15 protein-coding genes are annotated in these 19,283 nt (G+C 66.7%); 7 read left to right on the top strand and 8 right to left on the bottom strand.

Annotated elements, in window-relative coordinates; all coding sequences use genetic code 11:
- Window positions 1-82: 82 nt before the first annotated feature.
- A complete protein-coding gene (locus AC1DNE_RS11255) occupies window positions 83-820 on the top strand; it encodes an ABC transporter ATP-binding protein (protein WP_441468411.1) in 738 nt (245 codons plus the stop codon).
- Between the two features lie 197 nt (window positions 821-1,017).
- Window positions 1,018-2,142, top strand: a complete 1,125-nt coding sequence (locus tag AC1DNE_RS11250; RefSeq protein ID WP_476766084.1) for a zinc-dependent alcohol dehydrogenase family protein — start codon at window positions 1,018-1,020, stop codon at window positions 2,140-2,142.
- On the opposite strand, the gene AC1DNE_RS11245 is transcribed toward AC1DNE_RS11250, so the two are convergent.
- A complete protein-coding gene (locus AC1DNE_RS11245) occupies window positions 2,132-3,331 on the bottom strand; it encodes an MFS transporter (RefSeq protein WP_441468413.1) in 1,200 nt (399 codons plus the stop codon). The two genes, AC1DNE_RS11250 and AC1DNE_RS11245, sit on opposite strands and share 11 nt — an antisense overlap.
- A 48-nt stretch (window positions 3,332-3,379) precedes the next feature.
- Between AC1DNE_RS11245 and AC1DNE_RS11240 the strand changes: the two genes are divergently transcribed.
- Complete coding sequence (locus AC1DNE_RS11240) at window positions 3,380-3,907, top strand: Lrp/AsnC family transcriptional regulator (RefSeq protein ID WP_441468414.1); 528 nt, start codon at window positions 3,380-3,382, stop codon at window positions 3,905-3,907.
- Window positions 3,908-4,060: 153 nt separating this feature from the next.
- Here AC1DNE_RS11240 and AC1DNE_RS11235 read toward each other — a convergent pair whose 3' ends face one another.
- Window positions 4,061-5,494, bottom strand: a complete 1,434-nt coding sequence (locus tag AC1DNE_RS11235; RefSeq protein ID WP_441468415.1) for an aldehyde dehydrogenase family protein — start codon at window positions 5,492-5,494, stop codon at window positions 4,061-4,063.
- Window positions 5,495-5,697: 203 nt separating this feature from the next.
- On the opposite strand from AC1DNE_RS11235, the gene AC1DNE_RS11230 reads away from it, so the two are divergent.
- The gene (locus AC1DNE_RS11230; protein WP_441468416.1) at window positions 5,698-6,843 is read left to right on the top strand and encodes a CaiB/BaiF CoA transferase family protein; all 1,146 of its coding nucleotides are present in this window, start codon (window positions 5,698-5,700) and stop codon (window positions 6,841-6,843) included.
- Between the two features lie 10 nt (window positions 6,844-6,853).
- Here AC1DNE_RS11230 and AC1DNE_RS11225 read toward each other — a convergent pair whose 3' ends face one another.
- Window positions 6,854-7,480 (bottom strand): glutathione S-transferase family protein, encoded by a 627-nt coding sequence (locus tag AC1DNE_RS11225; RefSeq protein WP_441468952.1) that lies wholly within the window; start codon window positions 7,478-7,480, stop codon window positions 6,854-6,856.
- A 112-nt stretch (window positions 7,481-7,592) separates the two neighbouring features.
- Here AC1DNE_RS11225 and AC1DNE_RS11220 point away from each other — a divergent pair, with 112 nt between their 5' ends.
- From AC1DNE_RS11220 to AC1DNE_RS11210, 3 genes are all read left to right on the top strand, one after another.
- On the top strand, window positions 7,593-9,563 hold the full coding sequence (locus tag AC1DNE_RS11220) for a bifunctional 2',3'-cyclic-nucleotide 2'-phosphodiesterase/3'-nucleotidase (RefSeq protein WP_441468417.1): 1,971 nt from the start codon (window positions 7,593-7,595) through the stop codon (window positions 9,561-9,563).
- Between the two features lie 125 nt (window positions 9,564-9,688).
- Complete coding sequence (locus tag AC1DNE_RS11215) at window positions 9,689-11,632, top strand: putative bifunctional diguanylate cyclase/phosphodiesterase (RefSeq protein WP_441468418.1); 1,944 nt, start codon at window positions 9,689-9,691, stop codon at window positions 11,630-11,632.
- 42 nt (window positions 11,633-11,674) lie between these two features.
- Window positions 11,675-12,715, top strand: coding sequence for an aspartate carbamoyltransferase (locus AC1DNE_RS11210; protein ID WP_441468419.1), 1,041 nt, complete (start codon window positions 11,675-11,677; stop codon window positions 12,713-12,715).
- Window positions 12,716-13,630: 915 nt separating this feature from the next.
- Here the strand turns inward: AC1DNE_RS11210 and AC1DNE_RS11205 are convergent.
- From AC1DNE_RS11205 to ccrA, 5 genes are all read right to left on the bottom strand, one after another.
- Complete coding sequence (locus tag AC1DNE_RS11205) at window positions 13,631-14,368, bottom strand: SIMPL domain-containing protein (protein ID WP_441468420.1); 738 nt, start codon at window positions 14,366-14,368, stop codon at window positions 13,631-13,633.
- 117 nt (window positions 14,369-14,485) lie between these two features.
- Window positions 14,486-16,174, bottom strand: a complete 1,689-nt coding sequence (locus AC1DNE_RS11200) for an acyl-CoA dehydrogenase family protein (protein WP_441468421.1) — start codon at window positions 16,172-16,174, stop codon at window positions 14,486-14,488.
- A 94-nt stretch (window positions 16,175-16,268) separates the two neighbouring features.
- Complete coding sequence (locus AC1DNE_RS11195) at window positions 16,269-17,147, bottom strand: DMT family transporter (RefSeq protein WP_441468422.1); 879 nt, start codon at window positions 17,145-17,147, stop codon at window positions 16,269-16,271.
- A gap of 96 nt (window positions 17,148-17,243) precedes the next feature.
- Window positions 17,244-17,903 (bottom strand): glutathione S-transferase family protein, encoded by a 660-nt coding sequence (locus tag AC1DNE_RS11190; RefSeq protein WP_441468423.1) that lies wholly within the window; start codon window positions 17,901-17,903, stop codon window positions 17,244-17,246.
- Between the two features lie 80 nt (window positions 17,904-17,983).
- Window positions 17,984-19,255: a crotonyl-CoA carboxylase/reductase gene (gene ccrA / locus AC1DNE_RS11185; RefSeq protein ID WP_441468424.1), complete on the bottom strand. Its 1,272-nt coding sequence runs from the start codon at window positions 19,253-19,255 to the stop codon at window positions 17,984-17,986.
- Window positions 19,256-19,283 lie beyond the last annotated feature (28 nt).

The raw sequence follows: 19,283 nt of genomic DNA, 5'->3' as shown, positions 1-19,283 counted from the left end.
TTGACCCGGGCATCTCCTGCAAGAGATTCTCGGGTCTGCGCTGCGCTTCGCCCGAGAATGACGCGGAAGAGGGCGACAAGGAATGACCACCCCCATCCTCGAACTCGACGGCGTGGTCGGCGGCTATGGCGCCATGACCATCCTGAACGGCACCAGCTTTGCGGTGAAGCGCGGCGCCATCACCACCGTCATCGGGCCGAACGGCGCCGGCAAATCGACCGTGTTCAAGGCGATCTTCGGCCTGCTTAAGCTGCGCGAAGGCCGCATCCGCTTCGACGGGCGCGACATCACCGGCTGGAACCAGCGGAAGCTCCTCGAAGCCGGCATCTGCTATGTCCCGCAGGGCCGCAACATCTTCCCGGAGCTTTCGGTGCGTCACAATATCGAGCTCGGCGCCGTCGCCGCCGGATCCGGCATCACCGACATGCCGCGGCGGCTGGAGGCGGCGCTCGACCGCTTCCCGGCTCTCAGGCGCAAGGCCGACGCGCAGGCCTCGACGCTGTCGGGCGGCGAGCAGAAGCAGCTCGAGATCGTGCGCGGCCTGCTGCTCGACCCCAAGCTCGTGCTGATCGACGAGCCCTCGATCGGCCTCTCGCCACTGATGGTGCAGGAGACCTTCGGCATCCTGAAGGACCTGCGCGCCAAGGGCGTCTCGATCCTGATGGTCGAGCAGAACGCCCGCTCGGCGCTGGAAATCTCCGACGAGGGGCTGGTGCTCGAACTCGGCCGCACGCGCATGCAGGGGCCGGCCGCGGAGATCCTGGCCGACCCGCGCATCGGCCAGCTCTTCCTCGGCGGCACATTGAGCGAAGTGGCCTGAGCCGCGCCCGAACACCCTCCCCGTCATTGCGAGCGCAGCGAAGCAATCCAGGGAGACCGGGTTGAACCGTTTGACCCAGTCACCTGGATTGCTTCGTCGCTTTCGCTCCTCGCAATGACGGGGAGGAGGCTCGCCTTTGACAGCGCTGCCCTCTCCTGTCGGGATAGGGCCTGATCACGAGACCGGAGCCTGCGCCCATGAAGATTCGCGCCGCCGTCCTGAACGCGAGCCCGGTTGCGGCTCCGTATGCGCAAAGCCGCCCGCTGCGGATCGAAGAGCTCGACCTCGCCCCGCCCGGCCGCGACGAGGTGCTGGTCAGGGTCCGCGCCGCGGGCCTGTGCCATTCCGATCTCTCGGTCATCGACGGCAACCGCCCTCGCCCCGTGCCGATGGTGCTCGGCCATGAGGCGGCAGGAGAGGTCGTCGAGACCGGCGAAGACGTAGACGATCTCAAGCCCGGCGACCGGGTGGTGATGGTGTTCGTGCCCTCCTGCGGGCATTGCGCACCCTGCGCCGAGGGGCGCCCCGCCCTGTGCGAGCCCGGCAACGCCGCCAACGGGCGTGGTGAGATGCTGGGCGGCGGTCGCAGGCTCTCGGTCCATGGGCAACCGGTGCATCACCATATCGGCGTCTCCGCCTTTGCCGAGCATGCGGTGATCTCGCGCCGCTCGCTGGTCAAGGTCGAGGCCGATATCCCGCATGAGATCGCCGCCCTGTTCGGCTGCGCGGTGCTGACCGGGGTCGGCGCGGCCGTGAACACGGCGCGGATCAAGGCCGGCGAGACGGTCGCGGTGGTCGGGCTCGGCGGCGTTGGGCTTTCGGCCCTGCTCGGCGCCATCGCCTGCGGCGCCTCGCGCGTCGTCGCCGTCGATCTCGCGCAGGACAAGCTCGATCTCGCGCTGGCGCTGGGCGCGACCGATGCGTTCAATGCCGCAGCTCCGGACGTCATCGAGACGATCAAGCAGGCGACGAAGGGCGGCGTCGATCACGGGCTGGAAATGGCGGGCTCCGTCAAGGCGCTCGACCTCGCCTACCAGATTACCAAACGCGGCGGCACGACGACGACGGCCGGCCTCGCCAACCCAGCCCATACGCTCTCGCTCTCGCCGGTGAGGCTGGTCACGGAGGAGCGGACGCTGAAGGGATCTTACGTGGGCTCATGCGTGCCCTCGCGCGACATCCCGCGCTTCATCGAGCTCTACCAGCGCGGGCGGCTGGCGGTGGACAAGCTCTGGACCAGTTCGGGCAGCCTCGACGAGATCAACGAGGGCTTCGATGCGCTGAACGAGGGCCGGACGATCCGGCACATCGTCAGGATGTGACGCGGCGCGCGGCGTTGGGTCGGGCCAGGCTGGCCGAGATCGCTGCCAGCAGCATCAGGCCCGCCGCCGCGACCGGCAGGGTGGCGAAACCAGCCGCCGTGTAGAGCGAGCCGAACGAGGCCGTGCCGATGAAGAGCGCAAGATAGGTCACGCCGCTGTTGAGGCCCATCACGGCGCCGCGACGAGCGGGATCGAGGGCGCCGAGGCGCATGATCAGCACGTTCAGCGCGAAATGGTTGGCGAGGCCCCAGAGGAAGACCGCTGCCAGCATCGACACATAGCTGCCGCTCGCCGCGCCGATGCCGAGATAGACGCACCCCACCGCCAGGAACATCGCCGGCAGGAAGCGCCCGGCATCGAAGCGGTCGATCAGCCCGTCGAGGAAAGCAGCCGCGCCGAAGCCGAGGCCATAGGTCAGCGCGAGCAGGCCGTTGGCGCTGAGCGAGAGACCGAGCGTGCGATGCAGATGGTCGCCGATATAGGCGTAGACGCCGTAGAAGGACGCCATGAAGCCGGCGCAGGCGATCAGCAGCGGCACCACGCCGGGCACGCGCAGTGCCGCGAGCGGAGAGGACGTCTTGGCCGAGGCAGGCAAACCCTGCAGCTTCATCGCCTGTGCGACCAGAAGCGCGAGTGCACCGGCAGCGGCGGCGAACGCATAAACGAAGCGCCAGCCGACGCTATCGGCCATCACCGCCGACAGCGAGACGCCCGCGACCATGCTCAGCGTCCAGCCTGAGAGCACGATGCCGATCGTGTCGCTCTCGCGCCCGGCCGGCGCGACCGCCGCCGCGAGCGTGTAGATCGACGGCAGCGCGACGCCCGCGGCGAGACCCGCCGCGAACTGGGCGCCGACCAGCATCGGCACGGCCGGCGCGGCGGCGCTGGCAGCCAGCGCGAGGGTGAAGAGGCCGAGCGCCACGCGCAACGTCAGCCCCGCGCCGAAGCGGTCGATCAGGCGTCCCAGCAGGATGGCGGCAAGCGCGGTGCCGATACCGAACGCGCCGGAGGCGGTCATCACGGCAGGTGTCTCGCGACCGAAACTCTCCGCCACCTGCGGCGCGATCGGCCCGAGCACGAGCGAATTCGAGCCGATGACAGCGATGCAGACACACAGCGCATAAGCCGCGGCCGGGATCCGAGCCGTCGGCAAAGCTGCACCAGAAGAGCGTTGATTGAAATTCGGCATAAGGTCAGAATGGCCGAACATCATTCGTGTTCAATTGGATTCAGAGCGATGGATAAAAAAACAGATGGCGTTCGGCGCGAACGCGCCACGGAGCGCTCGCTCGATGCGATGGACCGAAAGCTGTTAGCCGTTCTGGTCGAGGATGCGACGGAGAGCTATGCCCGCATCGGCGAGCGCGTCGGGCTTTCGCCCCCGGCCGCTCACGAGCGGATCAAGCGGCTGAAGCAATCGGGCGCGATCCGGCAGGTCGCAGCGCTGATCGAGCCGGCGGCGACCGGCAAGACCCTGCTCGCCTTCGTGCATGTCGACACCACCGGCTGGGGCAAGACGCCCGCCCTGATGGCGATCCGCGAGCATCCGGAGGTGGAGGAAATCCATTCCGTCGCCGGCGACACCTGCATGCTGCTGAAGGTCAGGACCGAGAGCACCCACGCGCTCGAAGGGTTGCTCGGGCGGCTCTACGACACGCCCGGTGTCAAGGCGACACGGAGCTATGTCGTTCTCTCGACCTATCTGGAACGGCCGGTGCAGCCCGGCGTGACGGCGAACTGGCCGAAGCCGTCTGCAGCTGAGTAGAACACCTCCTCCAGGCCGGTCATCCCGGGCGAGCGGAGAAAGCTCCGGGATCCATGCCTGAGCGCTTCCGAGGAAGGTTCAGGCATGGATCCCGGATCGGCGCCGCCAGGGGCGGCTTGTCCGGGATGACATGCAGTGAGGAGTGGAACTCCCTCAGCCGTGCTTGTGCACGATGGTCTTGGTCACCGCGAATTCCTCGAGCGCGATGAAGCCCTTCTCGCGACCATGGCCGCTCTTGCCGGTGCCGCCGAAGGGCAATTCGATCCCGCCGCCGGCACCATAGCCGTTGATGAAGACCTGGCCGGCGCGGACGCGCTTCGAGACGCGCTGCTGGCGCCCGCCATCCTTGGTCCAGACCGCCGCGACGAGGCCGTAATCCGTGCCGTTGGCGGCTTTGATCGCATCCTCCTCGTCGTCGAAGGGGAAGGCGGCGAGGACGGGGCCGAAGACTTCGTCCTGCTCCAGCCGGTTGCCGCGCGGCACGGGGCCGAACAGCGTCGGCTGGACGTAGAAGCCGCCATTCGGCACGCCCTGCGCGATCTGCCCCTGCGCGATCACCGGAATGCCGGCCTCGCGGCTCTGGTCGATGAAGCTCTGGACGCGGCCGCGCTGCTTGGCGTTGATCACCGGGCCGCAATCGAGGTCCATCTCCGGCGTGCCGGCCTGCAGCTTCGAGAACTGCTTGGCGACGGCAGAGACGACGTCGTCATAGATCGACTTCTGCACCAGCAGGCGGCTGCCGGCCGAGCAGGTCTGCCCGGTGTTCTGGACGATCGCCTTGCAGGCAATCGGCACCAGCGCGTCGAGATCGGCGTCCTCGAAGACGATCTGGGGGGACTTGCCGCCCAGTTCCAGCGTGCAGGGGATGAGATGCTCCGCGCAGGCGTGCTGCACCATCTTGCCGACCTCGGGCGAGCCGGTGAAGGACATGAAGCCGATGCCGTGATGCGAGGAGAGCGCAGCGCCCGCCTCATGGCCGCGGCCGGCAACGATGTTGATCGCGCCATCGGGGAAGCCGACCTCGCTAGCGAGCTCGGCGAGGCGGAAGGCGGTCGCGCAGGCGTCCTCCGCCGGCTTGAGCACCACGGCATTGCCCATGGCGAGCGAGGCGGTGAGCGAGCGGCCGATCATCTGCGCCGGATAGTTCCAGGGCAGGATATGGCCGGTGACGCCGTGCGGCTCGTGAATGACGCTGACGCTGTAGCCGTTCAGGAAGGGGATGACGTGGCCGTGCACCTTGTCGGCCGCGCCGCCATAGAACTCGAAATAGCGGATGGTGGCGTCGATATCGGCGCGGGCCTGGCTCATGGGCTTGCCGGTGTCGCGGGCTTCCAGCCCGGCGAGTTCGTCAAAGTGATCCTGCACCTTGAGCGCGAGCTTCGAGATCAGGCGCCCGCGCTCGGCTGCGGTGAGCTTGCCCCAGGCACCGTCGAAGGCGGCCCGAGCGGCCAAGACGGCGGCGTCGATGTCGGCGGCGTTGCCACAGGCGATGCGGGCGAATTCCTCGCCGGTGGCCGGGTTGAGCTTCGCGATGGTTTCGCCCGTCTGGCCAGCGACATAGCGGCCATTGATGAAATGTTGATTCATGTTCGTTCCCGATCGCTCTGGCCGAAGGCGCCGCCCCGGCGGAATCGGGCGCAAGCTGCCGGTTGGCGGCCTCCGGCGCAAGTCGGCGGCAGGCCGAGGCACCCCGCAACCGGCGCAGGGCCGGCCGGCGATGGCCGATTTGACAGGGCCGCGAGGCGCCGGTCTCCTCACGGCGCAATCGAAGGATGGAGTCTGGTTCGGCAATGACGCAGGCACTCGAGGGAATCGTTGTGGTCGCGCTGGAGCAGGCCGTGGCCGCGCCCATCGCGACCTGCAAGCTCGCGGATGCCGGGGCGCGCGTGATCAAGCTCGAACGGCCCGAGGGCGATTTCGCGCGCGGCTATGACGGCTTCGCCAAGGGGCAATCCTCCTATTTCGTCTGGATCAACCGGGGCAAGGAATCCTGCCGCGTCGACCTGCGACGGCCAGAGGATCTGGCGCTGGTCGAGGCGATGATCGCCTCCGCCGACATCTTCATCCAGAATCTCGCTCCGGGTGCCGCCGACCGGCTCGGCCTCGGCAGCGCCACGCTCCGCCAGCGTCACCCACGGCTGATCACCTGCGACATCTCAGGCTATGCGCCGGGCACGCAGCATGAGCGGCGCAAGGCCTACGACCTCCTGATCCAGGCCGAGTCCGGGCTCGCGGGGATCACCGGCACGGCCGATTCCGGCCCTTCGCGCATCGGCATCTCGATCGCCGACATCGCCACGGGTCAGGCAGCCTATGCCGCCATCCTGGAGGCGCTGCTGCGGCGGGCCCGCACCGGCGAGGGTTCCGCGATCGCGCTGTCGCTCTTCGACACGCTGGCGGAGCTGATGAACGTGCCCTACATCACCCGCCGGCATGGCGGGATCGAGCCGCTCCGCATCGGCCTCGCCCACCCCTCGATCGCGCCTTACGGCGTGTTCAAGCTCCTTGACGGCGAGGTGCTGATCTCGATCCAGAGCGAGCGGGAATGGCTCGTTTTCGCCCGCGACGTGCTGGAGAGCCCTGAGCTTGCGAGCGATCCGCGCTATGCTTCCAACGTCCTCCGGGCCGGGTCTCGCGCCGCGCTCGACGGCGAGGTGCAGACCCGCCTCGGCCGGCGCCGCTTCGCGGACGTCTCCGCCGCGCTCGACCGGCATGCAATCGCCTATGGCACGGTTTCGACCGTGGGCGGCCTGATCGCGCATCCGGCGGCCACGCCGGTGCCGGTGCCGACGCCGAACGGTCCGGTCGAAATGCTGGCACCGCCGGTCCTGATCGACGGCAAGCGCGTCGCGATGCGACCAGTTCCGGCGCTCGGCGAGCACGATGCGGCGTTGCGCGCGGAATTCGCGGGCGCCGTCACAGCGAGCGCCATCTGACCCGCCGCTTTCAAGCGGGCGGGGCAAAGGACTGGGAAACCTCGCGAAACACCGGCAATGCTTCGAGCGCCGCAGCATGCGCTCCCAACGCCGGTACATCCGCCTCATCGACAAAACCCGGATGCGCCTCCCTGATGAAGCGCAGCGAGACCGCGACGGCGATGTCGGCATGGCTCATCGAACCGCCGAACCAATAGGGAGAAGTCCGGCCTGCGCGGTCGCGCTCGAGTGCAGCGAGCGCCGAGATGATCTGGCAGCGGCAACGATCCGCCCAGACGGCCGAGACTTCCTCGTGAAGCCGCAACTCGTAGAACAAGCTGACGGCCTTCTCGGCTGCGCCCATGGCGAGCGCGACGACAGCCAGAATGTGGCGACGCCTCGGACCGGCGCGCGGGCAAAGAGCGCGGTCCTCCCCGGCCAGTTCATCGAGGCAGTCGATGATGCTGACGCTGTCGAACAGGACCTCGCCGTCGTCGAGCACCAGCGTGGGCACCCGCATCAGCGGATTGAAGGCGCGGACCCGGTCGCCTTCTCCGAAGACGGACCAGGGCCGATGCTCGAAGGCGAGGCCATAGAGCGCCAGCGCGATGCCGACGCGGCGCACGAAAGGCGAGTCGTACTGGCCGATCAGGATCATGGCGGGCCTCATTCATCATGTTCCGAAACAGCGGCGGGCCTGCATCTTTCCCCTGTCATGGGCTTGCCGCAATGCTACCGTCCTCCTCCGTTGCGCGAAGCGGGAGCAGGACATGGCACAGGGTCGTCGAGCGCGAGGTCATCATCTCAACCGGCGCGAGACGCTGAAAGCCGGAGCCGCGATTATCGCGAGCGCCGCCCTGCCCGCAGCCGCCCAGACGCCCGCGCGGCTCAAGCTGCGAGTGCTCGAAACCACCGATCTCCACGTCAATGTCGTGCCTTACGACTATTTCCGCGACGGGCCTGACGACACAGTCGGCCTCGCCAAGACCGCCAGCCTGATCAAGGTGGCGCAGGCCGAGGCGAAGAACAGCCTGCTCTTCGACAACGGAGATTTCCTGCAAGGCTCCTCGCTCGGAGACTACATCGCCTACAAGAAGGGGCTGAAGGCCGGCGAGACCCATCCGATGCTCGCCGCGATGAACGCCCTGCCCTATCTCTGCGGCACGCTCGGCAACCATGAGTTCAACTATGGGCTGGAGTTCCTCGATCACGGCGTGGCCAAGGCCGAGTTCCCGCTGGTCTGCGCCAATGTCGAGCGCGTCGGCGGCGGCGCGCTGGTCGATGCCTGGCGCTTGTTCGAGCAAAGCTTCGAGGATGAGGCCGGCAACCGGCATGTGCTGCAGATCGGCGTGATCGGCTTCGTGCCGCCGCAGATCATGCAATGGGACAAGGCGAACATCGACGGCAAGCTCGCCGCGACGGACGTCGTCGATGCGGCCGAAAGGCACCTGTCCGACCTTCTCGACGCCCAGCCCGATCTCGTCATCGCCCTCTGCCATTCCGGCATCGCCGGAGGCGAGCGGCGCGGCATGGAGGAGAACGCGGCGCTCCACCTTTCAAAGATCGAGGGCATCGACGTCATCCTGACCGGGCACCAGCATCTGGTCTTTCCGGGCGGCAAGGCCTTCGACGGCATTCCGGGCGTCGACAACGTCAAGGGCGCGCTCAACGGCAAGCCCGCCTGCCAGCCGGGCTTCTGGGGCTCGCATCTCGGCATCGTCGATCTCGAGCTGGAAAAGCGCGGGGAGCGCTGGAGGGTCGCAGACTTCAAGGTCGAAGCGAAGCCGATCTACGAGCGCACGCCGGATCGCAAGATCGTGCCCAAGGCCGCGGCCGAGCCGGCGATCCTGGCGACCGTCAAGGCCGACCACGAGGCGACGCTCGCCTATATGCGCGAGCCGGTCGGCAACACGGCATCGCCGATCAATTCCTATTTCGCCCTGGTGACAGACGACCCTTCGATCCAGATCGTCGCCGAGGCGCAGATCGCCTATGCCAAGCCGCTGATGGCCCAGACGCGCTGGAAGGATCTGCCGATTCTCTCGGCGGCGGCTCCGTTCAAATCGGGCGGACGCGCCGGCCCGTCCTTCTACACCGACATCCCGGCCGGACCGCTGGCGCTGAAGAACATCGCCGACATCTACCTCTATCCGAATACCGTGCAGATCGTGAAAGTCACCGGGGCAGAGGTTCGGGAGTGGCTGGAGCGCTCGGCCGGAATCTTCAACCGCGTCGATCCGGCGAAGGCCGAGGAACAGCCGCTGATCAATCCCGGCTTCCCGGCTTTCAACTTCGACGTCATCGATGGCGTCAGCTATCGGATCGACGTCACACAGCCCTCACGCTACGACAATGACGGCAAGCTCGTCGCGCCGAATGCGCGCCGCATCCTCGACCTCGCCTTCGCCGGGCAGCCGATCGACGAGCAAGCCATCTTCCTCATCGTCACCAATAATTACCGCGCCTCGGGCGGCGGCAATTTCCCGGGCACGCGGACGACGATCGTGCTGGAGGCACCGGACCTCAACCGCGATGTCATTGTCCGTCACATCGTCGGGAAAAAGGCGATCGAGCCGAAGGCGGACGGCAACTGGTCGCTGGCGCCGCTGCCAGCAGGCGTCAACGTCACATTCACGACATCACCGGCGGCGGCCGGCAAACTGCCGGCGAGCCTGAAGGCCGAGCCCGCAGGCGAGAATGCAGAAGGTTTCATGAAGTACCGACTTGAAGCAAAAGCCTGAATATTAAGCGGAATTTGCACAAATTATCGGCGAATCCTCAGAAATCACACACCGTTCCTTAACAGGTTTTTATCGAGAATGGAGTGTTCGTTGGGTCATTTGGACCTGATGACAGGGCGCTCCTCATGATCGTTGATGTTCATGAAAACGACATCGCGATGAAATCCGAACTGGTGGCAGCGCTTTACGCGACACCAGGCACGATTCTCATCGGCACCGTGACCGTCACGGCGGTCATGATCGCGGCCGGGTTTTTGACCGGCAACGATGCCGTTTTCTACGCGATGGCCGCCACGATGGTTGCGATCGGCTGCTTCCGCCACGTCTCGCACCATCACTACAAGTCCATCCATCTCGCATCCGCCAGCGTCGGCGATATCGACCGCCTCGAGAAGCTCGCAATGGCTGGTGCCTGGTCGACGGCCGCATTGATCGCGGCGTTCGGCGGCTATGCGGTCCTGCGCTACACCCACGAACCCGTCGCAGTGCTCGCGGTTGCCCAGACGATCGGCTACCTCGCCGGCATATCCGGGCGCAACAGCTCGCGACCGGTGATCACGCGCGTGCAGGTTCTCGCGGTGGCGACGCCGTTCACGCTGGCCCTGCTCTGGACGAAGGACCCCGCCTATCTCGTCATCGCACTGTCGGTGGCGCTGACCGCCGTCCTGACATTCTCCAGCGCGCAAGTGATCCATCGGATCTTCCTCGCCCGGCTGCGCTCGACGCGCGAGCTGGAGCATCTCGCCGTCAACGACACGATCACCAGCCTCTACAATCGCCGAGGTTTCATGCGCGAGATCCGCACCTTGGCGGCCTCCGGTTGTCCCGTGACGCTGATCTCGATCGATATCGATCGCTTCAAGGGCATCAACGACAGCCTCGGCCACGATGTCGGCGACGCGCTGCTGAAGGCGGTGAGCGAAACGCTGTTTGCGGAACTCGGACCCAGCGACATCGCAGCCCGCACCGGCGGCGACGAATTCATGGTCGCGACCACGCGCAGCGCCGATGGCGCGACGGCGCTGGCGGCCCGGCTCGTCATGCTGCTCGCGAGCCAGCGCTTCATCAGCGGGCGACACGTCACGGCAACGGCCAGCATGGGTATCGCGCCGGCCGGTTGCGCGCCCTCGATCGAGGAGGCGCTGAAATGCGTCGACATCGCACTCTACCGCGCCAAGCTCGACGGCAGGAACCGCTTCGTCACGTATACCGCCGCCATTCGGGACGAGCGTGAAGACAGTCTGGCGCTCGAAACGGAGCTGCGGGAAGGGCTGCGGCGCGGCGAGTTCGAGCTGAATTTCCAGCCGATCTACAATCCGCGCTCAGGCTCGGCGACACTCGTCGAGGCTCTCCTGCGCTGGAATCATCCTCGTCGCGGCACGGTAACCCCCGAGATCTTCATTCCTCTGGCCGAGCGGACGGGCCTCATCACGGTGCTCGGCTCCTGGGCGCTCGGGGAGGCGATACGGACGGCGCTGTCATGGCCGCGCAGCGTCGGCGTCAGCGTCAATGTCTCGGCACGTCAGTTCGACAGCGGCCACGATCTCGTCGGCACGGTCGAGGCGCTGATCCGGATGAGCGGCATCGAGCCGGCACGGCTCACGATCGAGATCACCGAGAGTTCGCTGATCCACGACCCCGAGCACGTCGTCTCCCGGCTGGTCGCGCTGCGGAAGCTCGGCGTTCGGATCGCGCTCGACGATTTCGGCACCGGCTATTCCTCGCTGAGCTATCTGGCGCATCTGCCGATCGATACGATCAAGATCGACCAGGCGTTCACGCAGGAAATCGGCACCTCGCGAAAGGCCGATTCGCTGATGAACGTCATCACCCAGCTCGCCCATGACCTGGAATTACGCTTGATCGTCGAGGGCGTCGAAACGCGGGAGCAGCTCGATATCATCAAAAAATACGCCGTCCATGGCATTCAGGGGTTTGTTTTCGCTCGGCCGATGACAGCGGAGGAATTGCTGCCCATGATCGGTACTCGTGTAGCGACGGGACGGACGAGGGCAGCGCGCTCACGCTCCGGCTGGCGCAAGTCGGTTCGCTTCAGCCAGGTTGCCTGAAACGCTCCGGTCGCAGACGTCCGCGCGAGCCGGAGGCCTTGGATGCAGCGCCCGAACTATCCGAGCGGGAAGGATCTGCTGAGTGCCGATGCCGTTTCGCGTTTCGACCTCGACGACATCATCGAACGCGCCGAGCGGCATCTGCGCGAGGAAGAGATGGAGAAGGCCGGACTTCCCTTCCCGGATCAGCCGCCGGCGCCGCGCCGACGCCCGAAGGTCATCGCCACCCTGTTCGACCAGCGCAGCACGCGCACGCGGCTCGGCTTCCAGGCGGCGGCGGCCCGGCTCGGCCACCAGTCGATCGACGCCTACGACACGGACCGCAGCCGCATCGGCAACAGCACGGGTGAATCCATCGAGGACCACATCCGGACCGTCGAGCTCTACAGCGACCTGCTCGTGGTCCGTTCGCATCTGGAGGACATGCCCTATCGCGTCGGGCGGCTGAGCTACCTGCCCGTCATCAATGCCGGCAACGGCGCCGACGAGCATCCGAGCCAGGCTCTGGTCGATATCTTTTCGATCCGGCAGATGCGCGGCGCGGTCGAGACGCTCAGCATTGCCCTGTCGAGCGATACGCGGGCGCGTTTCGCCGTCTCCTTCGTCAAGATGCTCCGGGTCTGCCCGCCGAAACGCTTCACCCTGTGCTGCCTGCCCGATGTGCCGATCAATCCGGTGATGCGCGAGGCGATGACCGTGCTGGCCGACGTCGGCACCGCCGTCGGCATCGTCCACGACATCCGCCACACGCTCGACCACGACGTTCTCAGCATCCAGATGCAGGACATGAGCAAATTCGCTCATGCCTCGCTCGGCACCGAGGCCGTCGACAAGGAAAAGGAAAGCGAGCTCTTCACCCTCAATGCCCGCAAGATCCTGGACGCCCGCTCTGACACCCTGATCCTCAACCCCCTTCCGCGCTTCTCGGAGCTCGACAGCTCATGCGACAGCCTTCCGAACGCAGGCTATTTCCGCCAGGTTCAGCTTTCGGTACCGATGCGGATGGCCATCCTGGAGCGCATGCTGCTGGGCATTCCCTGGACCGGCCAGGCCGAAAGTTTCCGGCGTTCTTCGGGTGGATAAGCGCCTATCTGGCCTCCTACCTCGCCATCGCCGTCTCGATCCGCCTTCTCGCGGGCTATCTCACCATCATCGAAATCGGCCTGCTGCGCTCGATCGGCAGCCTCGCCATCGCCGGTGCGGTTGCCTGGGCGAGCGGCAGCGGACAGCGCCGTGGCTTCCTGCCTTCGCAGCCGCGCGACGACATCATCCGCAGCGTGCTGCACCTGGCTGGTTCGCTGGCGCTGATCTGGAGCCTGTCACACCTGCCGCTGGCGCTCGTCACCACCGTCGAGTTCACCGGCCCGCTCTTCGCGGGGGTGCTGGTGTTCCTGACGCTGCGCCGGAGGCCAGGTGTCGTCCCCGCGCTTGGCCTGGCGCTTCTCGCGATCGGCGTCGGGCTACTTGTGCTGAAGCTGAACGCCGTTCCCAACAGCGACATCGCAATCGCGCTCGCAGCCGTCGCCGTCCTGACCACCACCAACCTGATGCTGGCGGGCCTCGCCGCGCGCCGCAGCACCTTGTCGATCGTGTTCCTGATGCATGCGATACAGTTGCCGCTCTACCTGCTGCTCTGGTTCTTCGTACCGGAGCAGTGGTCACCGCCCCCCCAGCCCTATCGGCTCGCCTTCCCCGCGCCGGAGCTGGCGGTGATCGGCGGGGCGGTGCTGGCGCTGATCGTCGGCGGCTTCGTCTCGCAGGCGGCGCTGGCCAATGCCTCGCGCCATGGCACGCCGCTTCAACTGTGCAGCGCAGATACGCTCCGCGTGCCGCTGATCGCGCTGGCGGCCTATCTGATGCTGGCCGAGCTGCCGCCGATGGATCTGCTTCTGCCGGGCCTTGTCGTCCTGTGCGGCGTCATTGTCGCCAGCCTGCCACAGCCGGCCGGCAAGGAGGCCCGGCACCCCGCGGGCGACATGCCAGGCCAGTTGGCGCGGATCAGTTCGCGATCTCGAAGACCACGTTGACCTGCGTGCGATAGCTGTTCTCTCCGGCCGCCAGCGGCACGAAGGCGTCGCTCGCCGCCATCTTCATCGGCCCGCCATAGGGCATCGGACGCGGCAGGCTCGACTGCTCCTCGATCGTCAGGATCCGGCCGAGCTTGATGTCGGCCGCCTCGGCAAGCGTCTTGGCCCGCGCGATGGCGTCGGCGACCGCGAGCTTGCGCGCCTCGGTCAGCGTCGGCTTGAGATCGTCCTTTACGAAGACGATGCCGCCGCCCTGGTTGACGCCCAGCGTCACAGCCTTGTCGAGGATAGCGCCCGCATCCGCCAGCTTGCGGACCCGAACGGTCAGGCCATTGCTGACGGTGTAGCCTGTGATTTTCGGCTCGACATTGCGCTCCTTGCCGGGCTGGGCAAAGCGCGGCTGAATGCTCAGGCCCGAGGTCTGCAGGTCGCGCTCCGCGATACCCGCCTCCTTGAGCGCCGCCAGCACCTGCTTCATCGCATCGCTGCTGGCGGTGAGCGCGGCGCGCGCGGTCTCGCCCTCGCGCAGCACGGTCAGATTGAGGATCGCCATGTCCGGCGCAACGCCAACCTCGCCCTCTCCGGTCACGCTGATGCGCGGCGGCTGCTGGCCGGCGGGATTCTGCTGAGCCATCGCAGGGGCGGAGAGCCATGCGGCGGCGCCGACAAGCACGGTTCCGGCCAGAGCGAAGGCAAGGCGGTTCGACATGATGACTCCCGATTCAGTCCGGCCTCCATCGGCCGGCGCATCAACCGAGCAGGCACATCTTGTCGAAATTATCACGGTACGGCCCGACTGGATGTCCGCCCGCGGCTTGGGCGTGGCCTATTCCTCCACGAGCCGGCGCGCGATCACCTGCGCCTGAATCTCGGCAGCGCCCTCGAAGATATTGAGGATGCGGGCGTCGCAGAGCACGCGGCTCACCGGATATTCCAGCGCGAAGCCGTTGCCGCCATGGATCTGGAGCGCGTTGTCGGCCGCCGCCCAGGCAACGCGGGCGCCAAGTAGCTTGGCCATGCCAGCCTCGAGATCGCAACGCCGCTCGGCATCCTTTTCGCGGGCGGCGAAATAGGTGAGCTGGCGCGCGATCAGGATCTCGGCCGCCATCATGGCGAGCTTGTCGGCGACACGCGGGAAGGCGATCAGCGGCTTGCCGAACTGGATGCGTTCCTGGGCGTAGCGCAACCCGAGATCAAAGGCCGACTGCGCGACGCCGATGGCGCGCGCTGCGGTCTGGATGCGCGCCGCCTCGAAGGTCTGCATGAGTTGCTTGAAGCCTTGCCCCGGCACGCCGCCGAGCAGATTCTCACCCTTGACCGCGAAGCCGTCGAAGGCGAGCTCGTATTCCTTCATGCCGCGATAGCCGAGCACTTCGATCTCGCCGCCGGTGAGGCCCGCGACGGGGAACGGGTCTTCATCGGTCCCGCGCCGCTTCTCGGCGATCAGCATCGAGAGGCCCTTGTAGCCGGGCTCCGACGGATCGGTGCGGACGAGCAGCGTCATGATGTCGGCGCGGACGGGATGGGTGATCCAGGTCTTGTTGCCGTAGACCTTCCAGACGGCCTCCGCCCCCTCGCCTTCCCGCACCGCCTTGGTGCGCAGCGAAGCGAGATCGGAGCCGGTGTTGGGCTCGGTGAAAACAGCCGTCGGCAGAACTTCGCCGGAGGCGATCTTCGGCAGCCACTTCTCCTTCTGCTCGGACGTGCCACCGCAGAGGATGAGTTCGGCCGCGATCTCCGAACGGGTGCCGAGCGAGCCGACACCGATATAGCCGCGCGACAATTCTTCGGAGACGACGCACATCGAGACCTTCGACAGCCCCATGCCGCCGAACTCCTCGGGGATGGTCAGGCCGAAGACGCCGAGCTCGGCCATCTGCTCGACGACGGGCAGCGGGATGTATTCGTTGGCGAGATGCCATTCATGGGCATGGGGCGTGACCTCGGCGGCGCAGAAGCGGCGCATCTCGGAGCGGATCGCCTCCAGCGTCTCGTCGAGGCCGGGATCGCCGACGCTGGCGGAGCCGTCGCTCTGGCTGAACAGCGCAACGAAGCGGGCGCGGTTCTCCGGCGTGTTGCCCTCGGCGATCAGCGCCTCCGCCGCAACCGAGCGGGCGGCCGAAACAGCCTTCTGCGAGAGGCCGAGCGCCGACAGGCGCACGATCTCGCCCTGGCTCATCGGGATGCCACCGAAGATCTGAGCGGCGTATTCGCCGGCGCCGATCCGCAGCGCATAGTCCTCGATGGCGCCGTAGCGCGCTTCAGCCTGCAGGCGCTCGCCATAGGCCTTGAGCTCCCGCAGCGCCGTGACATAGGTCGCGAGCCAGGACAGGCCATGGGCGGCGTGCTGCTCCGCCTCGAGCCGTGCCGACGAAACCCGGCCGTCGACGAGCACCTTCTGCCGCACTGCGGCGACAGCATCCGCGAACAGCGCCTCGAAGCCCGGCAGGGCAGCGGCGATCAGCGCGACCGCATCGGCCTGATTCTCAGATTTGACGGCGGTATTTGCGCTCATGGTTTCGGCCTCCCTTTGTTGCGACGCAGCATAAGAGGAGTTCCAGCGAAACCGAAATCCTCCTTTTTGCGGAGGCGGCCGATATGACCGCTGCCTATTTCCGGCTGGCGAGCGCAACGCCCAGGACGGTGACCGCCATGCCGCCGATCTGGAGCGGGGTCAGCGTCTCGCCGAAGAGCATCCAGGCCTCGACCGCGACCAACGCCGGCACGAGATAGAGGAAGGTCGCGATGCGCGAGACCTCACCGCGGCGGATCATGAACAGATAGAGCCAGATGCTGCCGATCGAGAGCACGATCACCGACCAGGCGAGGACCAGCAGCATGGTCAGGTTCCATTCGATCCGCATCGGCTCGAACAGGAAGGCGAAGGGCATCACGATCAGCGCTGCCGCGGTGTACTGGATCGCGGTCATCGTGCGCAGGTCGCCGGAGACGATCCGCGCCTTCTGATAGAAGGAGCCGAACGTCACCGCGAACATGCCGCCGACATTGATCAGCATCGGCGCGAGCACACCCCAGAGAGCGACCGGCTCGACTCCGGCGAGCTGCGGCTGCAGCACCAGCGCGATGCCGAGGAACCCGCAGGCGATGCCGAGCCAGCGCATGCCGGAGATCCGCTCTCCCACCAGGACCGGTGCAAACAGCGCCGTCAGGATCGGCTGCAATCCCGCGATCAACCCGGAGATGGCCGCCGGCAGGCCGTGGCGGACCGCCCACCAGACGCCGGCGAGATAGATGCCGTGCAGCAGGATGCCTGTGATGGCGATGTCCAGCACCGCGCGCCGCCCGCGTGGCCAGGGCGCGCTGGTGGTGAGCGCGATCGCGGTCAGGAGAGCTGCGGCGGTGGCGAAGCGAACGACAAGGAAAGTCAGGGCGTCGGCATAGCGGGCCGAATAGCCAGCCACCACCCAGCCTGTCGACCACAGGAAGGTGAAGAGCAGCGGCATCGCGCGCAAAAGCAGGGGCGGCATGGGAACCCGCAAGGCAATCGGAAACAGCCGTCTCTAGCCCGGTTCCGCCGGTCGCGACAGGCCGTCAGCGCCGCCAGGCCATGCCGGGACCGTCTGTCAGTCCCGGTCCGGAGCGCCCGGCGGGAAGAGCTTGCGGTAGGGCCTGGCCTCGTCGACCGCCTGCGCGAACGAGGGCCGGGCCAGGAGGCGGGCGCGATAGGCGCGGACATGGCCGAAGGCAGTGTCGATCTCGTGGACCCAGTCGGCATAGAATAGCGCCGGTGCCGCCGCGCAATCGGCCAGGGTGAAATCCTCGCCGCAAGCCCATTCGCGCTCGGCCATCGCCCCGTCGAGCCAGCGATAGGCGTCGTCAAGCTGCTCGCGCGCCTGCGCAACGCCGTAGGGATCGCGCTCCCCGGCCGGCCGCAGGTGATCGAGGACGATCTTCTGCATCGGCGTCATCACGTAGTTGTCGAAGAAGCGATCCATCATCCGCGCCGCGAGCGCGGCCTTGGGATCATCCGGCAAAAGCCGGACGGGGCCCGGATGACGGAGGGCGAGATGCTCGATGATGACACTGGACTCGACGAGCGTCTCTCCGCGATCGACGAGAACGGGGAAGCGCTTCAACGGCCACAGGCCAACCCATTCCGCCCCCGCCGCCGGATCATCCGGTCCGAGCACCCGATAGGTAAAGGGCGTTCCGTTCTCATAAAGCGCGATCAGTACCTTCTGGCTGTAGGATGAGAACGGATGGGCATATAGGGTCATCGCCATGGCTTCCTCCAGACCGCTTGCTTTTCGCAAGCAGTCTCTAGTGAAACCGATCTCGTTTTGCAACCAGATATGCGGCCACGCTATCCTCCCAGCGCCTCCGCCACGTCCTCATAGGTGCGCAAGCCCGTGCGCGGCGCGTAAACCAGTACGGACATGTTGCCTGGCGCGTGCTCGTTCTTCCACATCTTGTGGTGAGCGAGCGGGATCTTGTCCCAGGGGAAGACCTCGGACATGCAGGGGTCGATGCGGCGGTCGATCACGAACTGGTTGGCCGCACTCGCCTGCTTGAGATGAGCGAAATGCGAGCCCTGGACGCGCTTCTGCCGCATCCAGACATAGCGGGCGTCGAAGGTGATGTTGAAGCCGGAGGTGCCGGCGCAGAACACAACCATGCCGCCGCGCTTGGCGACGAGGCAGGAGACCGGGAAGGTCGCCTCGCCCGGATGCTCGAAGACGATGTCGACATCCTTCTTGCCGGTGATGTCCCAGATCGCCTTGCCGAACTTGCGCGCCTCCTTGGTCCATTCGGCGTATTCGGGCGAATTGACCTTGGGCATCTGGCCCCAGCAGTTGAAGTCCTTGCGGTTGATCACGCCCTTGGCGCCGAGGCCCAGTACATAGTCGCGCTTGGTCTCGTCCGAGATCACGCCGATCGCGTTGGCGCCCGACGCCGCGCAGAGCTGCACGCCGAAAACGCCGAGACCGCCTGAGGCGCCCCAGACGAGGACGTTGTCGCCGGGTTTGATGGCGTGCGGAGCGTGGCCGAAGAGCATGCGATAGGCGGTGGCCAGCGTCAGCGTGTAGCAGGCGGCCTCCTCCCAGGCGAGGTGCCGCGGCTTCTGCATGAGCTGGCGCGACTGCACCCGGCAGAACTGGGCGAAGGAGCCGTCCGGCGTCTCGTAGCCCCAGATGCGCTGGGAGGGCGAGAACATCGGGTCGCCGCCATTGCACTCCTCATCGTCGCCATCGTCCTGGTTGCAGTGGACGATGACCTCGTCGCCGACCTTCCAGCGCTTCACCTTGGAGCCAACGGCCCAGACGATGCCGGCGCAGTCCGAGCCGGCGACGTGGAACGGCGCCTTATGAACGTCGAAGGGCGAGATCGGCTGGCCGAGGCCAGCCCAGATGCCGTTGTAGTTGACGCCGCCGGCCATCACGAGGAGCAGGACCTCCTCTTCGCCGATCGTCCAGGTTGGCACGACCTCGACCTGGAAGCTCTCCTGCGGCGGCCCGTGGCGTTCGCGCCGTATGGCCCAGGCGTACATCCTTTCGGGGACATGGCCGAGCGGCGGCAATTCGTCGAGCTCGTAGAGATCCTTGAGCGGCTTCACGGCGGCCTGCGATTGCGACATGGTCGTCCTCCCTGCTCTCATCCGTCCT

The organism is Allobosea sp. 05L423 (assembly GCF_056397745.1).
Note: the sequence above shows the minus strand (reverse complement) of the source record. Positions and strands in the feature narration are given on the sequence as shown.

What these genes read in the sequence shown, in the direction of transcription:
- AC1DNE_RS11195 (WP_441468422.1), bottom strand. Translation starts at nt 17,147, where the DNA reads ATGCCGCCCCTGCTTTTGCGCGCGATGCCGCTGCTCTTCACCTTCCTG.
- AC1DNE_RS11205 (WP_441468420.1), bottom strand. Translation starts at nt 14,368, where the DNA reads ATGTCGAACCGCCTTGCCTTCGCTCTGGCCGGAACCGTGCTTGTCGGC.
- AC1DNE_RS11190 (WP_441468423.1), bottom strand. Translation starts at nt 17,903, where the DNA reads ATGGCGATGACCCTATATGCCCATCCGTTCTCATCCTACAGCCAGAAG.
- AC1DNE_RS11240 (WP_441468414.1), top strand. Translation starts at nt 3,380, where the DNA reads ATGGATAAAAAAACAGATGGCGTTCGGCGCGAACGCGCCACGGAGCGC.
- AC1DNE_RS11215 (WP_441468418.1), top strand. Translation starts at nt 9,689, where the DNA reads ATGATCGTTGATGTTCATGAAAACGACATCGCGATGAAATCCGAACTG.
- AC1DNE_RS11235 (WP_441468415.1), bottom strand. Translation starts at nt 5,494, where the DNA reads ATGAATCAACATTTCATCAATGGCCGCTATGTCGCTGGCCAGACGGGC.
- AC1DNE_RS11210 (WP_441468419.1), top strand. Translation starts at nt 11,675, where the DNA reads ATGCAGCGCCCGAACTATCCGAGCGGGAAGGATCTGCTGAGTGCCGAT.
- AC1DNE_RS11200 (WP_441468421.1), bottom strand. Translation starts at nt 16,174, where the DNA reads ATGAGCGCAAATACCGCCGTCAAATCTGAGAATCAGGCCGATGCGGTC.
- AC1DNE_RS11255 (WP_441468411.1), top strand. Translation starts at nt 83, where the DNA reads ATGACCACCCCCATCCTCGAACTCGACGGCGTGGTCGGCGGCTATGGC.
- ccrA (WP_441468424.1), bottom strand. Translation starts at nt 19,255, where the DNA reads ATGTCGCAATCGCAGGCCGCCGTGAAGCCGCTCAAGGATCTCTACGAG.
- AC1DNE_RS11245 (WP_441468413.1), bottom strand. Translation starts at nt 3,331, where the DNA reads ATGCCGAATTTCAATCAACGCTCTTCTGGTGCAGCTTTGCCGACGGCT.
- AC1DNE_RS11225 (WP_441468952.1), bottom strand. Translation starts at nt 7,480, where the DNA reads ATGATCCTGATCGGCCAGTACGACTCGCCTTTCGTGCGCCGCGTCGGC.
- AC1DNE_RS11230 (WP_441468416.1), top strand. Translation starts at nt 5,698, where the DNA reads ATGACGCAGGCACTCGAGGGAATCGTTGTGGTCGCGCTGGAGCAGGCC.
- AC1DNE_RS11220 (WP_441468417.1), top strand. Translation starts at nt 7,593, where the DNA reads ATGGCACAGGGTCGTCGAGCGCGAGGTCATCATCTCAACCGGCGCGAG.
- AC1DNE_RS11250 (WP_476766084.1), top strand. Translation starts at nt 1,018, where the DNA reads ATGAAGATTCGCGCCGCCGTCCTGAACGCGAGCCCGGTTGCGGCTCCG.